Genomic DNA, 12766 nt, shown 5'->3' with positions numbered 1-12766 from the left:
ACTTTATAGATCTTTTTAACAATGACTATTCTTCTAAAAAGTACGATAGATCAGACATCGCTGTGGGATAACCATAGATTGTTTTTTTCCATTCATCAATATCCAGATCGAATTGAATCGCTGTTGCAAAATGATTAATCAAATCATCTGCTTCTCCGCTTAATATATGAGCACCTAGCACTCGTCTTGCTTGCGTATCTATAATGACTTTGATGCGAGCATGTTTTTCATTGGTTCGTTTGTAGGTGTACCATGAGGAAGTATCCATATCGTTTATTTTGATATGATCACCTAACTTTTGCGCTTCTTCAACAGTCATACCAACCGATGCTAACTTGGGAATAGTAAATACGATACTTGGCATCACTTTGTAATTCGGTATTTGCACATTGTGTTGAAGCAAATTCGCTCGTACCGCTTGAGACTCCATCCCTGCAATCGGAGTGAGTGGTAATCCTTTGGTTGCTGCTACATCACCAGCCGCATAGACACGTGAATTACTGGTACTTTGCAAATACTCATTCACTGTTATTCCTTGTTTCTCTGAATCAATATTGGCTTGATCCAGCCCAAGCTTATCGATATTAGGTACACGTCCTGCACCGTGGATCACCAGACCACATTCGATCTGTATCGATTTTTCTCGTTTATTAGATTTCTGCACAGCCTGTACGGTGTATTGATGTTCTGCTGTCTGCTTGATCGCTTGAATCTCTGTATTCAGATGAAATTGGATACCGACTTCTCGTGAACGCTTCATCAATTCATCCACTAAATCAGGATCAAAATGACTCAGTGGTTGTTCTCCATGATGGATGATATGTACTTCGGCTCCTGCTCTTACCGCAATATGAGCGAATTCCATCGAAATATAACCTCCACCGACAAATACAATCGTAGACGGCAATTGTTCCAAACTCAGGAAATCATCGCTGTTGCCTAGATACTGCTCTCCTTCAATCGATAATGGAGCAGGCTTAGCACCCGTTGCAATTAAGATATGTTTGCCTTTCAGCTGATCGTCTCCTACTTGAACGGTATCTTCATTGATAAACGAAGCGAATCCATGGAAAGTCTCTACACCCGCATCCTTTAATTTCTGTTCATGAGCAGGAGGAATATCTTCGACAAACGTTTCTTTAAAAGCCATCAGGTCTGCCCAGTTGATCGTCGGCTGATCTTGTACCCCTTTACCACGCATTCGTTCGTTCCAATCAATAATCTCAGCCGCACCAACCAGAACCTTCTTCGGATCACATCCACGAAGCGCGCAAGTGCCACCGTAAGCTCTAGAATCAATAATCGCTACCTTCCAGTCCTCTTTGCTACAAGCGATGGCTACACCCGCTCCTGCGCTACCTGTTCCAATAACAATCAGGTCATATTGCTTCTCCATCTTCATTTCCCCCTTGAGTCTTATTTATATATAACTTGTCGCAATATCGATCTATGAATAACAGTCTCTTTAATACTTTAAACCTTAAAACAAGATAGCAATCTACCACGGTTTGTTAACGATTATTATTATTTTTAAAATATGGATAATTTAGTATTGGTTTTTTTCAATTTACGTGTTAAATTTTCAACATAATCATTTTATATACTGCCAAACGCTAGATTCGAAATGTAAGATATTTTGCCTCGCAAAAATCATTTTTGATTGCATGGGGTCGCGTTTATACTGCCAAACGCTAGATAAAAGGGGATTATCACAGATGAATAAAAAACTCATGCTTACACTGGTGCTAACAGCTGTTTTGACAGGTTCTAATTTGATGTTTGCAAGCGCTACCTATGCGGCTACGGATACTGATTTACCGGATGGCACGTATACGATGGATCTGGAAACGATGGCTTCTTCATTCTCTTCTTCTTCGCTAGATGACAGTACAGAAGTTGTAGACGAAGACACGTATGAAGATAGTGAAAGTGTAGACGATCTGGACCCTGCTCTCGTTGAAGAAGCTTCTCAACTTTTAGAGTATAGTGATCAGATGGCTCCGTTGTTGGAGTATGAGAAAAAGGCATGGACAGCTTATTACAAAAATGATTATGTAACTAGCAGCAATCGCAAGCAAGAATATCTGCTTGTCACCAATACGATTATCCCAAATTACAAAAAATTCTTAACTGGCATCAGACAAATCAAACCGGTTAATCCTGAGCTGGCTAAGATGCATGCTAAATATATAAAAGGCGCTACTATTGAAATGGAAGCCTTCGTTTTATTCCAAAAATATGTATCCAAAACCAAATTAAATGATGATATACTGAACAAGTCTAATGCTAAACTAGATGTAGGCGGCGATTTGTTGCTTCAATTTGATAAAGAAATGGAAGCTTATATTTCCAAATTCCTACCTGCACAATAAACCTTAGCATGTGAATATATCCAAATCGTACTTTACACACTAAGGGGCTATTATTACTCATGAACAAAAAGAATTTATGTACAGCATTACTTGCTTTTCTACTGATCGCTACTCCTTTGATGCCTACTGCTTCTGCCTTCGCAGCCGAAGATACCACTTCGACAGATTCAACAGACAGTGAATGGATCTCAGAGGACAATAGTACAAATGTAGATGAAGATACGTATACTGACGAAGATATCGATCCTGCTTTGTTAGAAGAATACGAGCAATTGTTAGATTATGCAGATGACGTTGCGGTCTTGGCTGATTATGAGAACAAGTCGGTAGACAAACTCAATACGTTTAACGGATTCGGTACTTCTAATCGTAAACCTGCTTATACTGCACTGACCAAGACGATTATTCCGAACTATACTTTGTTTTTAAAAGGCATGAAAAAGATCAAAACCAACAATAAAGAAATAGCTTCTATGCACAAAGTGTACATCAAAGGAGCTTCTCTCAATCTGCAAGGGATGAAATTAATCAAAAAAGGATTATCTACTTCTAAAGTGAATTACACCTCTGTCCAAAAAGGAATTAATCTGATCGGGCAAGGCGGCGACTTAGTAGAGCAATTCAATGATCGATTTGCAAATTATATTGTTAAGTTTGAATAAATAAAAATAAAGCCTTCCTCTATATCTATGAGGAGGGCTTTATTTTTATTCTACTTATCGGTAGGATTGTCTTTATTTAACTGAATAATAACTTCATATACTTGCCCCATGCGTTCCCATTCTTCATCATCGGTAATATGATTTAAGAAAAATTCATCTTCTTCCTCATCATATTCCACTTTCAAAATCGTACCATCTAGCGGAGAAGGTTCTTTATGTAACAAAAGAGCATATGGAATCTGATCATACGTAAACGTTTTGACAATCATCATATCATGTTCATTACCTTGTTCGTCCAATATGAGAAACCCTTTTTGAAATGCTTCGTCTTCTAGCAATCCAAGATCATCACGGAATTGCCCTAGTTCGATCGGAAAGTTGTTGTGGTTACTCATCATTTTTCTCTCCTCAGATATACAGATATTGTAATGTCACATCGCCATGTTAGCATCATCCCGACGTAGCGTCAATCCAACCGATCCGATTACAACTCCATCTGTTGCAAAATCATTACAGCAGCGCCTACAGCAACAGCGCGTTCTTGTAACACGCCTTTGGAGAAGATAGGCTGGTAACTATCATCATACCCTACTTTCTTGCGAGCCACAGCTATGGCTTGTTCATAATAAGAAGGATTGGCATTAATCAGAGCTCCGCCAAGGATCACTTTCTCCGGTAGTAGAATATGAATAATATTCGCAAGACCAATCCCCATATAACCGGCAGAACGAGCAAATAACTCTTGTAGAAAAATATTCCCTTGATTCAGCCCTGTAATCAACGTATCAAAATGAACTTGTTCCGGTCTTAAATCTTCTGCGGCTTCCCAGATATCCATGCCAAGCTTCATCCGTTGCCGAACTTGTTGTTCTAACGCTTGAACCGAAGCAAAAGCTTCTAATGCTCCATAATTTCCTTGATCATGAAGTCTTTCTCCATCGGTCTGAATAATCATCTGTCCGATAGATCCTTCACGATCTACAGCCCCACGTACCAATTGTCCACCAGACATCATAGCAGAACGAATCCCTGCTCCTACATTTACAAATAACATATGTTGCATGTTCTCATCTCGAACTGCCCAGTGTTCGCCGATCAAAGCTGTATTCGCTCCATTTTCAAGCACAGCCATCAGTCCTGTACGTTCATTCAGCATCTGGCAGATCGCAACATTTTTCCAACCGTTCGCTGGAAAATAAACAGGATTCAGAATGATCCCTTTTTCTCGATCTAGAGGGCCGACTGCACCAATCCCTATACCGATAATCTGACTCCATGTTAATTGATAATCATTCAACATCCAGTCGATACGTTCTTCCACATAATCGACTAAGCGCTCCGGTGTCATCTCTTCATCCATAAACCAGCGATACGAAGCAATCGTGTTCATCTGAAGATCGTATAATCCTAGCACCGAATAGACACGAGAAATCTCCAATCCCAAAATATAACGATGAGTAGGATCGATCCGATATAATGTAGGTCGCCGTCCACCTGTCGATTGTCCTTGACCTGATTCACTGATCCATCCTTCTCGTACCAGTTCATCGAGAATACGATTCAGACTACTACTGGTAATATCCATTTCTTGCAACAACTCGGTTTTGGAAATCTGGTCTTGCACTGCTATACGATCATAGACTTGCCGTTTGACCATTTTCATTGGAAATTGAAATGTATTCATACGTTCTTCCCTTCTCTAACATTTAGCAGGATACATGCGACATATTTTATAAAAAAAGAGGTGATACCGTAAACGATCTATCCCTCTTCAACTCCGCTTCAAGGTTAAAATCTGCCTTCATTGTATCCTGTAAACATCGCCTTGACCACTTTTTATCAACGAGAAAAAAAGAACATAAATACACTTATTTTATAGCCTATTTTTGATTTATAAGCAAACACTTTAGCAATGATTAGAAACATTGAACTCCTCACAAGCCAAAGTTTATTTCAAAATGATTAAAAGATGATATACTTGTAACTAAGAGCGGAGTGAAGAACATGAAAACAACTAAAACTGAACATCTTCAGTTCAACATACATTTATTATGGAATCTTTTCTGGATTTTTTTCAAAATTGGCCCTGCGACTTTTGGTGGTGGTTATGCGATGATTCCGATATTGGAAAAAGAAGTGGTGTACAAGCGTAAATGGATTAATGCACAAGACATGAGCGATCTATTATCGATTGCAGGCTCTGCTCCTGGCGGTGTAGGAGTGAATGCTTCTACGTTTCTAGGATATCGAATGGGAAAGATTCCCGGAGCGATAGCGGCTGTACTCGGTATTACATTACCTACGTTTTTTATCGTATTTGCTTTAAGCGCTTTTTATTCTTTTTTTCAAGATCAACCTAAAGTGCAAGCGGCTTTTCAAGGGATTCATGGCGCTGTGATCGGGCTGATTGCTGTTGCGGCTTATCGGATGGGTAAAAATGCACTCTTTGATCGCTCTACGATTGTTGTTGCGATTGGCGCACTCATTACACTGCTGATCACCGGTCTGAATCCGATCTTTATGATTCTTTTCGGACTTGGAATAGGGATCTTAATTATTCAAGCCAAAAAGAAACTAGGCATGACCACACGTACTGAAAAAGCCACCCATGATCATATTCCACCGACGATTGAGTATTATATCTAAGGGGGAGATATCATGTTATTATGGCAATTATTTTTAAGCTTTTTAAAAATTGGCTTTAGCTCATTCGGTGGCGGTTATGCTGTGATTCCGATGATCCAGTATGAATCTAGCCGATACGGATGGCTAACCGATGCACAATTTCAAAGTACAGTCTCCCTTGCTGGAATGTCCCCCGGACCGATTGCTACCAATAGTGCAACCTTGATTGGCTATGAGACCGCAGGTTTAACAGGAGCTATTGTAGCGACGACAGGGATTGTACTTCCTTCGCTGATTGTTGTGATTATCATTGCAGCGTTCTTTTACCGAATCCATTCGAATAGGTGGGTCAAATCATCCTTTTACGGATTACGCCCTATTATTACCGGATTGATTGCTTACGCAGCGATCCATTTTGGTCTGTCTAATCATGCTGAAGTTGTCATGAGCTGGACAACACTAGCGACTTTACTGATTGGTGTTGCCGCATTCTGGGCTATTGTTAAGTACAAGCTTCATCCTTTAATGGTGATCGCAGGTTCAGCAGTTATTGGGATTGTGTTATTTTAGTGTTACCTCTTGGCGAACCTTTTCTGATATGATACCTTTATAAATGGATTTTTATAGAAAAAAAGGTACAAAGGAGACTTTATTGTCTATGAAAAAGCAATCGTTGCGAGTGATCGTGATGTTGATGATATTTACACTTATCCCTGTGTTTTATTCATCAGCTACTATACATGCAGCAACAACAAACAAACCACTGTCTAACCAAAGTCCTTCTGCACCTGAACCGATTGATATCGAAGAAGATACCTACAGCGATCATGAAGTTGCTCCTGAGCTACAGCAAGCTTTTGATGATTATGTCGATTATTATAGTCAATATAAAGAGTGGGTTCCTTATGAGACCAAAGCAGTCTCGATTCTAAACAAGTACAAAAAAGTATTAGCTTCTACACGCAAGCAAGCTTATAGCGAAATGACGAATATCGCGATTCCCAATTACAAAAAATTTCTAAGTGGAATGAAGCAACTAAAGCCTAACAACAATGATCTTTCCACTATCCACTCCAAATTGATCAAAGGAACTACGCTTCAATTGGAAGGGATGGTCCTTTTCCAGAAATACGTGTCTAAGCTTAACCCTGACCCAACTATTATCAAAAAAGCGAACGTCAAATTCACTCAAGGTCAGTTATTGATCAGTGAATTTAATGAAGAAATCGCTTTGTATAACGCTCCATTTTCACAGTAATCATACTAGCGTAGATCAATAATAAAAAAAGGATTTAGCTGATATGACGGCTAAATCCCTTTTTGATCGTATGTTGTATTCTATTTTGTATCTACGTCTACATAAGATCTCCAATAATGCTGTTGCTCGAATCCAAGCAATCGTTTGACTTTGGTATTGCTCACCAATGTCTCATATTCACCTAATTCTTTTTTCACAGGAACATTCGGGTAATACTCTGCGATCAATTCTTTGGTCGGTCGATCAGAAGACACATCATCAGCCGCAATATTCATCACCTGGAATCCTAAGCCATCTGTCTCTACCGCTAATCGGCATGCCAGTGCTAGATCACGAGTATCAATATAGCTCCATGTTATCCGTTTGCGCTGAATAGGGTCGGCAAAATAAGCAGGGAAATCTACATATCTCGCAGGATCAATCACATTGGCAATCCGGAAGCAGTACACATCAATACCTGTACGGGTCTGAAAAGCTTTGGCAGTTACTTCATTAACGACTTTAGACATAGCATAACTATCCATCGGATTAATAGGATACTCTTCATCCAATGGGAAATAATCAGGATCACGATGTTCATCTGCAAAACAAGTACCATAAGTCGTTTCACTCGAAGCAAGAATCACTTTAGGAATATTATATTTAGTTGCCGCGTCCAATATATTGTAAGTGCTCATCACATTAATTCGATACACTTCGTTATCAGGATACGTTAAAATTTGCGGAATCGCCGCCAGATGAATAATGGCATCAATCGGTTGTGATGCGATCGATTCGTGGTAACTTTTATCAATCGTAGGACTAGCCAAAGCATTAAACACTTGCCCTGCATCCGTAAGGTCTGTAATTAATGTCCGTACATGTGGATGATCCAAAGGCACTTTATCCAGATTCAGTACCTCATACCCTTGTTCAAATAGTTCTTTCACTACCCATTTACCAGCGAGTCCACTACCACCTGTTACAATCACTCTTTTGACCATCTGTACACTTCCTTTTCCTTAAGAAGATAGCAAAGCACCTATAGAACGTGTTAACATCTTACCGTGTTTAGCAATGTGCTAAAGGTTCATTCTTTATAAGTTAACCGTTTCCAATACTCACCAAGCAATTAAATTTGCTTATATTGACCATATACACTAAAATATGCTTGCTAACTTTCTAAAAGAAAGAGTGCAAAATGACGATACAAATAGTAACAGGAAATGACAAAATCAACCTATGTTATAATGAGTCTTCTCTAATATATTAGCGAAAGGGGATTATATAGTAACGTGAAAGCTCGATTATTGTGGATATTGACGCTTACCTTTTTGATCGTACAAAGTGCGTTATTGGTTGCACCTCTTCAGTCCACTCATGCAGCAACTTCTTCTGAATATGGTTATGATGATAGCCATGTCCCTGCCAAATACAAGCAGGCGTATCATGACTATGTGGATTATGATGCTCAATTGGAACCTCTTCAAGAATATGAACAGATTGCTCTGACTATTTTTAAAGAAAATAAAAAAGTGAAAGCTTCAGATCATCGTCCTTCTTATGTAGAGATTACAGGTATTGCCCTTCCGAACTATAAAAAGTTTGTTAAAGGGGTACAAAAAATCTATACTCCTAACAAAGACTTGGCTCGTATGCATAGAATATATGTAAAAGGCGCTAATTATCAATTGCAAGGTATGCTTCTTTTCCAAAAGTATTTATCCAAAAAGAAATTAGATCCTAGCATCTCCAAAAAAGCAAATACTCAATTAGCAATAGCCAACAAATTACTGACACAGTTCCATAAAGAAATGAATGCGTATCAAGCTAAGTTTTCATACTAATTTCATCCTATTCTAGACAAAAAGACCACTTATCATTAAAGTGGTCTTTTTGTCATGATTAAATCAGTCTGCTGTTCATCTCCCATATAAAACGAATGTTGACCGGTTAGCTCAAACCCTAGCTTTTGATAAAAGGCGATAGCATTATCATTCTTTTCCCATACGCCCAGCCACATCTGCTGTTTATTCAATTGTTGCGCGATCTGAAGGGCTTGCTGAAATAGATACTTGCCTACGCCATGTTTTTGAAATGATTGCTTGATATAGATGCGTTCAATTTCCAGAGCATCTTCGCTCATTTCTTCCGATTGTGCTTGATCCGTATTGATCTTGAGATAACCAGCAAGTTCATTATTCACATCAGCGAAAAAGAACTGCGAATACGGATTCTTTAATTCTTCTTCCAACTGTGGACGATTGAATGCTTTCTCCAAATAATGATCGATATTTTCAGGTGAATTCTGTTCTCTAAATGTCTCGTTGAATGTCTGATAGCTAATCTCTTGTAACTCTTCGATATCTTCTAAAGTACATGGTCGTATTGTGATACTCATCTGGGCAGATCGCTCCTTTATACCGTCTTGATAATTGCGTTTATTGCCTTTCTTCACAAATGTCCAATCCTTTTCTACATTTTTTCTTACTTTTTGCAGAAGGTCGAAAATCAAATCAGTTTCGGCTTCTGACAACCCTTCCAGCGCCATCAGATTAGAGTAATCATTTTCTTTTTTGATCATAGGATAGATCTGTTCTCCTTGATCTGTAGCAAAAAGCTTTTTGATCTTTTTGTTATGTGGATCTTCTTTTTTGTGCACCAATCCATTCGCTTCTAAATTTTTAATCGCGCGAGCAGCTGTTGTTCGATCGACTTTGATCATTTCTGCTAATTTTTCTTGAATCATACCAGGATTCTCACAGATACGTACAAGGTACAAATACTGACCTTTTGTCAGGTTATACTCTTTAAATTCAATATTGCTAATACTATCTAGCGCTCTAGCAATCATTCCGATTTCACGAAGTATCTCTTTCATATTTATCTCCTTTAATCATTTTGTTGTAAATGCAACAAATAGTTGATATTAATATAGTTTATTTTTGTTGTATTTGCAACAAAAAACCACTTCATTCATCAACGAATGAGGTGGCTTTTCGGAGCACGTTTATGGTTTGAATGTCACTGGATAGAACTAATGATGAATACAAATGCTGATAATACCTATTATTTTCGTGTAACTGTATATCCTTTTTTCTCAAGCAAATGAATAATACCATCGTTACCTAGATAATGAGCAGCACCGACAACGATAAAGTATTTCTGATTGCCACCACTTTTTAGATAGCCATCAATTTTTTGCGCCATTCCAACGTTGCGATCAACCAGTATCGCTTTATTATATTCTTCATTACCTGCTGTACTGTTTGTTAATTCTAGCAATTTTTTCTCATCGCCTGTTTTCCACATTTCTGCGGCTTCATCTGTATTTTCATGCAGATCAGCTTGATTCGGGTTGTCCAAATCGTAGAGTGTAGAATACAGCATTTGTTCTTGTAATTCATCAGAGAAGTTATTTAGCATCGTAAGCTGTGAGTCTTGTGACTCTAATTCCATCACTGTGATTTTGCGTTCTGCAGCTTGTTGAATAAAATGCAGATCGATGCCATCAGCGGATTTGTACTCTGGATCACTTGGAGCAAATGAGCTAACAATCATGTCTGCTACCCATGGTTTGAAACGATCTAACGCATCGCGTTTCCAATCATTCGCTAGAAGCGCTTTACCTAATTTGGCATACGTATACGTAGAAAGATGATCTTGCAGTCTGCTTCCATCTTTGTACTCACCGATTTCCAATACACGCTTTTGCATCGCTTCATCCGATATCTGGGTAATGTCTACTTCTACCCCAAGATAATTAGCTTGCGAGAATGCTTGTTCATACTCTTTACGTAACGGATAAAAACTTTCATTGGCAATATGTATAGAACCGACCAAGTACACGGTATTCCCGTTATTTTGTACTTCCCACATAAATCCACGACCACCGGTATCGGCAGTTTCTGTAGATGGTGCAGGTGTTGGTGTTACAGTACTGCTAGGGTCTGGAGTCACGACAGGTGGTGCTGTGTTCTCTGTAGGAGCAGTCGTTGTATCGACAGGAGGAGTATTATTTTCTACTACAGGAAGAGTGGGTGCAACTGGCGGTGAATTCAGCTGGATTGTACGCGTTTTGGCATTCCAGATCACTGTGTATCCTGTTAATTCACCAAATGTGCGAATCGGCACATAAGCAGTTCCATTGATTTTAAATAGTTTGCTGTTAACAGTAACACTTTTGCCATTAGCGACAACCGTTATGCTGTCTTTGGATACTTTGGATAATTGAATATTCATTGCTTGTAATGTCGAACGAAGTGGAACTAAAGTAACTTTCTGTTGAACAGTGGGTGCAATGCCTTTACTGTATTGAATCTTCTGATCATTTACCTTAACGGTTAACGGCTGTGTGGATGTAGCCGCCATTGCTGGTGAAGCTGTCGCCAGTAGACCTGCTGCGAGCACAAGCGAAAGCATCTTTTGGTGCCAATTTTTCATGATAGAACTCCCTCTGAATGTGTAATGTGCATTCAAAGCCAAACGTGTCCTTTTAAATATTGCATAATCTAGTTTCAAGTACAATACATTATTTCGTTATATTTATACTTTGTGATAAATAAAGGGATATTTGTAAATCAATTAACTGACTTTAGAAGGTGTAAATGCCTGCTTAATCTCCGGGAATTTGGCATATAAGATCAGACTACGTGTAGCGAAGATAACAGCAATTCCGATCCATAATATCCATTGAATACGGTGATACCCTGTTGCAAACTCTCCACAAGCAAAACCTACTCCGATTCGAAAAACGATAAAGCTTACCCATGTAATTATCGTAATCGTTGTTGCTTGAACATAGACAATCTGATCTTGAATATAGACTTTGCTATACCATGCTTGTATCGTTCCAGCGACCAATGCAGCGGCGACGACAAGAATACATTCAATCCATTGTGCAATGGGTACCGCTTGTTTAGGAAAGGTCTGATACACTTCATACATAGCAATTATTGGCAAAATAATAAAAAATAATTTTTTGACCGGTTTGGGACGCAATTGACGAAAAATAACCCACACAATAATACAAATCACGAGTAATGCTGTACCTACATTCGAATACATAAGATGACCTCCTTGGAATTTGGTTATACCTTTATTCTAAGGGTCTCACCGTTTGTATTAGTCTACTTGCAGGTTGATCTTTCAGCACCTTTGTATCTATCTAGCGATATACCTAACTTTCTCATCTATTGCACTAAACCTTGTCGTATCGCCAGTACTACTGCTTGCGTCCGATCTTCTACATCTAATTTTTGAAAAATACGATGTGCATGCGTTTTGACAGTACCATGTGAAATATGTAGCGCCAATGCAATCTCTGAATTACGTTTGCCATACGCCATCTGTTGTAACACAATTAATTCTTGATCGGTTAACGGCTCGATCATTTCATATGTGGTCGGATGAGGCGGTTGTGAGGGTTCTGCCCTTTTGAGCGCTTCAGCGAGTGCTTTGCTAGCAAGTGGTGTTTTGTATAGTGCTTCACCTTTATACACTGCCCGAATGCCTGCTAGTAATTCTTGCGTATCTGCATCTTTCAGTAGAAAACCAGTTGCTCCTGCGCGGATACCTTCTTTGATATAGTCTTGTACATCGAATGTGGTTAGCAACACAATTTTCATATCTGGTAATACACGCAAAATCTGTTCTGTCGCTTCTAACCCGGAGCACTCTGGCATCTGAATATCCATCAATACCATATCAGGCTGTTGCGCCAGCGTAACTTCTAATGCTTGATTCCCATTACTTGCTTCACCTACACATTCCATATCAGGTTGCGCATTAATAATATACTGTAATCCTTGACGTACAATCGGTTGATCGTCTGCAAGCACGATGCGAATTTGGGATAGATCACTCATGAT

General features: G+C 39.0%; 14 protein-coding genes and 1 pseudogene. 6 read left to right on the top strand and 9 right to left on the bottom strand.

The window, feature by feature from the left end; all coding sequences use genetic code 11:
* Window positions 1–25: 25 nt before the first annotated feature.
* Window positions 26–1396, bottom strand: a complete 1371-nt coding sequence (locus tag PaeCFBP13512_RS17580; protein WP_137224915.1) for a dihydrolipoyl dehydrogenase family protein — start codon at window positions 1394–1396, stop codon at window positions 26–28.
* A gap of 319 nt (window positions 1397–1715) precedes the next feature.
* Here PaeCFBP13512_RS17580 and PaeCFBP13512_RS17575 point away from each other — a divergent pair, with 319 nt between their 5' ends.
* Entirely contained in the window at window positions 1716–2372 is a 657-nt protein-coding gene (locus PaeCFBP13512_RS17575) for a hypothetical protein (protein WP_137224913.1), read from the top strand.
* Between the two features lie 59 nt (window positions 2373–2431).
* A complete protein-coding gene (locus PaeCFBP13512_RS17570) occupies window positions 2432–3034 on the top strand; it encodes a hypothetical protein (RefSeq protein WP_069329461.1) in 603 nt (200 codons plus the stop codon).
* Window positions 3035–3084: 50 nt separating this feature from the next.
* On the opposite strand, the gene PaeCFBP13512_RS17565 is transcribed toward PaeCFBP13512_RS17570, so the two are convergent.
* Together PaeCFBP13512_RS17565 and PaeCFBP13512_RS17560 are read right to left on the bottom strand one after the other, a co-directional pair.
* Window positions 3085–3429 carry a DUF1292 domain-containing protein gene (locus tag PaeCFBP13512_RS17565; protein WP_161594296.1) on the bottom strand — a complete coding sequence of 115 codons (345 nt, stop codon included), beginning with the start codon at window positions 3427–3429 and terminating at the stop codon, window positions 3085–3087.
* A gap of 89 nt (window positions 3430–3518) precedes the next feature.
* Entirely contained in the window at window positions 3519–4718 is a 1200-nt protein-coding gene (locus PaeCFBP13512_RS17560) for an ROK family transcriptional regulator (RefSeq protein ID WP_137224911.1), read from the bottom strand.
* Between the two features lie 320 nt (window positions 4719–5038).
* Between PaeCFBP13512_RS17560 and PaeCFBP13512_RS17555 the strand changes: the two genes are divergently transcribed.
* From PaeCFBP13512_RS17555 to PaeCFBP13512_RS17545, 3 genes are all read left to right on the top strand, one after another.
* Window positions 5039–5680: a chromate transporter gene (locus PaeCFBP13512_RS17555; protein ID WP_069329463.1), complete on the top strand. Its 642-nt coding sequence runs from the start codon at window positions 5039–5041 to the stop codon at window positions 5678–5680.
* 12 nt (window positions 5681–5692) lie between these two features.
* On the top strand, window positions 5693–6229 hold the full coding sequence (locus PaeCFBP13512_RS17550; protein WP_137224909.1) for a chromate transporter: 537 nt from the start codon (window positions 5693–5695) through the stop codon (window positions 6227–6229).
* Window positions 6230–6317: 88 nt separating this feature from the next.
* Complete coding sequence (locus tag PaeCFBP13512_RS17545; RefSeq protein WP_137224907.1) at window positions 6318–6917, top strand: hypothetical protein; 600 nt, start codon at window positions 6318–6320, stop codon at window positions 6915–6917.
* A gap of 80 nt (window positions 6918–6997) precedes the next feature.
* Here PaeCFBP13512_RS17545 and PaeCFBP13512_RS17540 read toward each other — a convergent pair whose 3' ends face one another.
* Complete coding sequence (locus PaeCFBP13512_RS17540) at window positions 6998–7900, bottom strand: NAD-dependent epimerase/dehydratase family protein (protein ID WP_069329466.1); 903 nt, start codon at window positions 7898–7900, stop codon at window positions 6998–7000.
* Window positions 7901–8191: 291 nt separating this feature from the next.
* On the opposite strand from PaeCFBP13512_RS17540, the gene PaeCFBP13512_RS17535 reads away from it, so the two are divergent.
* On the top strand, window positions 8192–8743 hold the full coding sequence (locus tag PaeCFBP13512_RS17535; protein WP_069329467.1) for a hypothetical protein: 552 nt from the start codon (window positions 8192–8194) through the stop codon (window positions 8741–8743).
* Window positions 8744–8778: 35 nt separating this feature from the next.
* On the opposite strand, the gene PaeCFBP13512_RS17530 is transcribed toward PaeCFBP13512_RS17535, so the two are convergent.
* The 5 genes and pseudogenes from PaeCFBP13512_RS17530 to PaeCFBP13512_RS17510 all read right to left on the bottom strand — a co-directional run bounded on the left by PaeCFBP13512_RS17530 (window position 8779) and on the right by PaeCFBP13512_RS17510 (window position 12763).
* Window positions 8779–9297, bottom strand: a complete 519-nt coding sequence (locus PaeCFBP13512_RS17530) for a GNAT family N-acetyltransferase (protein ID WP_137224976.1) — start codon at window positions 9295–9297, stop codon at window positions 8779–8781.
* 30 nt (window positions 9298–9327) lie between these two features.
* Window positions 9328–9777, bottom strand: a pseudogene (locus PaeCFBP13512_RS17525) (MarR family winged helix-turn-helix transcriptional regulator); the annotation flags it as partial.
* A gap of 188 nt (window positions 9778–9965) precedes the next feature.
* Window positions 9966–11339, bottom strand: a complete 1374-nt coding sequence (locus PaeCFBP13512_RS17520) for a TraB/GumN family protein (RefSeq protein ID WP_137224905.1) — start codon at window positions 11337–11339, stop codon at window positions 9966–9968.
* 141 nt (window positions 11340–11480) lie between these two features.
* A complete protein-coding gene (locus tag PaeCFBP13512_RS17515; protein WP_137224903.1) occupies window positions 11481–11963 on the bottom strand; it encodes a DUF1453 family protein in 483 nt (160 codons plus the stop codon).
* Between the two features lie 125 nt (window positions 11964–12088).
* On the bottom strand, window positions 12089–12763 hold the full coding sequence (locus PaeCFBP13512_RS17510; protein WP_137224901.1) for a response regulator transcription factor: 675 nt from the start codon (window positions 12761–12763) through the stop codon (window positions 12089–12091).
* Between the last annotated feature and the right edge of the window lie 3 nt (window positions 12764–12766).

Source organism: Paenibacillus sp. CFBP13512 (genome assembly GCF_005233705.1).
GTDB lineage: Bacteria > Bacillota > Bacilli > Paenibacillales > Paenibacillaceae > Saccharibacillus > Saccharibacillus nuruki.
This window is presented reverse-complemented; position numbering and strand designations above follow the sequence as displayed.